This window comes from Streptococcus sciuri (genome assembly GCF_024814375.1).
GTDB lineage: Bacteria > Bacillota > Bacilli > Lactobacillales > Streptococcaceae > Streptococcus > Streptococcus sciuri.
Genome location: NZ_JANUXX010000017.1, coordinates 1 through 1,473, shown reverse-complemented (window position 1 = coordinate 1,473; position 1,473 = coordinate 1). Strand labels below are relative to the sequence as shown.

Sequence of the window (1,473 nt, the reverse complement as noted above, 5' to 3'; positions counted from 1 at the left end):
AAAAAACCCACCAAGCGAAAGTCGCTGGTGGGCACTAAAAGGTCAAGAGTTTTTCTCTAAAATACTCATACTGCTTCTGTCTTTGTTCAATTTCTTTTGGTAAGCCCTGTGATAAATTGGAAGTCAGGGTGTCAAATTTGTCGAGAATAGAAACGATGTGGGATTGGGTGTTGAGAGGTGGGAGAGTGACTATCATTTTTTCAATATTCTTAGGATAAAATTCAATGACTTTTGTTCCAACAACTAATTTTTCTTTTTGAATTTGAAATTTATTTGTTGTGAAATAATATACTAAGTATCTGCTATTTTGTTCAGTATGTAAAACACATGAGTGTCCACCAATTCCAACCTCAGTCTGTCCCTCCCAGACCAATGCTTTTCCAACATCTTCCATGTTCTCAGAAGTTGTTGCCATTATAATGTCTTGCGGCTGAGCCTTTTTCAACTTATCAAAAATAACCTTATCTGCAAAGGACACAGTTTCTTGAGTTGAAAAACCGTATCGAGTATAAATTTGTCCATAATGGATGACTGGATAGCCTGATTCGGTAAAATCTTTCTTTTGAAGACCATTTCCTCGCGTAAAGGTGCAAATCGTTCCCAAAGACACACGTATCGTACCAAACACCCACTGCAAGAGCTTGATAAGGGCGGATTGCTCCAACTCCTCTACTCTACTCTTAGCATACACGCCTTCGGCGGTGAATGTCAAGAGTTTTTCTCTAAAATATTCGTATTGTTTTTGACGAAGTTCTATCTCTTTGGGTAGTCCGATGTTGAGGTCATGACAGACCGTATCAAAGTGGTCTAAAACTTGGACAATGCGGGATTGGATTTTTTTGTTAGGTAGTGGTATTGGTAATTCCACCATTACACTTTGATTTAAGTGTTTAATTGTTCCTCCGGTTAGTCTAGACTTAGCAAAATTCATTAAATAGGGAGAATTAAGATAGTGATACAAATACCGACTCAATATCCTATTATCTTTTTTTCTGACTACAAATACACCGCTGTTAAGTGTCGCTGGACCAGGAATATTATCAACGTACGCTACTTTTCCTAAAGTTCCATCTTTAGTCACTAAAACATCTTCATCTTTTAGTTGAATATTAGGGTCTTGTGTAAAACGTTGTTCATCAACAAAATGGCAAGTATTAAAATTGATTGTACCATTAATAAAGTCTGTTCCTGTAATCAAATAATATTTACCGCTATCAAGATATTCTTTTCTAGTCAGACCTTGCCAGCCAATTCTTGCCTTAATCGTAGCAATATCAGATAGTTTTTTCCACTCCACTTGATAAACGTCATCTTCAAAGGAGAGCAATTTATCCCGATAGTAAGAATATTGCTTTTTACGGAACGTAAGTTCCGCCGTAAGTTCCGCCGTAAGTTCCGTAACATATTCTGTGAATTTGTCAAGTATTTTGACGATTTCTTTTTGGATTTCAAGAGGGGGAAGGGGGATTTTAA

The 1,473-nt window shown here is 36.9% G+C and carries 1 protein-coding gene; it reads right to left on the bottom strand.

Features of this window, described 5'->3' with window-relative positions; all coding sequences use genetic code 11:
• Nucleotides 1-34: 34 nt before the first annotated feature.
• On the bottom strand, nucleotides 35-1,473 hold a 1,439-nt coding region (locus tag NXS10_RS08525; RefSeq protein WP_259139440.1), incomplete at its 5' end, for a restriction endonuclease subunit S.